Here is a 428-nt window from a genome sequence, read left to right on the forward strand (position 1 = left end):
TGACCGATACGAATAGGATGGCCTTTCATGGCGATTAGTACAGGTGGCGGCGGCGATGACGCCCCGATGTCCGACATCAATACGACGCCGCTCGTCGACGTCATGCTGGTGTTGCTCATCATCTTCCTCATCACGGTTCCGGCGATCGTGCAGTCGGTCAAGCTGAAGCTGCCGGACGTGCGGTACGACCCGACCGTGACCAAGCCCGAGAACGTCTCGCTCTCGATCACCAAGGATAGCGACGGCAAGTGCGCCATCTATTGGGGTTTGACGCGGGTTACGCACGAAGAGCTGCTCAAGCGCGCGACCGACAAGCTCGAAGAGATTGTCAAAAAGGCTGGCGGCGCTCAGAATCTGACGACCGAAGATCTGCCCGAGGCACATATTCGCGGTGACGTGGACACGCCGTATCGCTGCATCGGTGGCGC

1 protein-coding gene is annotated in these 428 nt (G+C 59.6%); it reads left to right on the top strand.

Annotated elements, in window-relative coordinates; all coding sequences use genetic code 11:
• Window positions 1-27: 27 nt before the first annotated feature.
• On the top strand, window positions 28-428 hold a 401-nt coding region (locus AACY08_RS30125), incomplete at its 3' end, for an ExbD/TolR family protein (RefSeq protein WP_339472738.1).

This window comes from Pseudomonas sp. EL_65y_Pfl1_R83 (assembly GCF_963970695.1).
Lineage (GTDB): Bacteria > Pseudomonadota > Gammaproteobacteria > Pseudomonadales > Pseudomonadaceae > Aquipseudomonas > Aquipseudomonas tritici.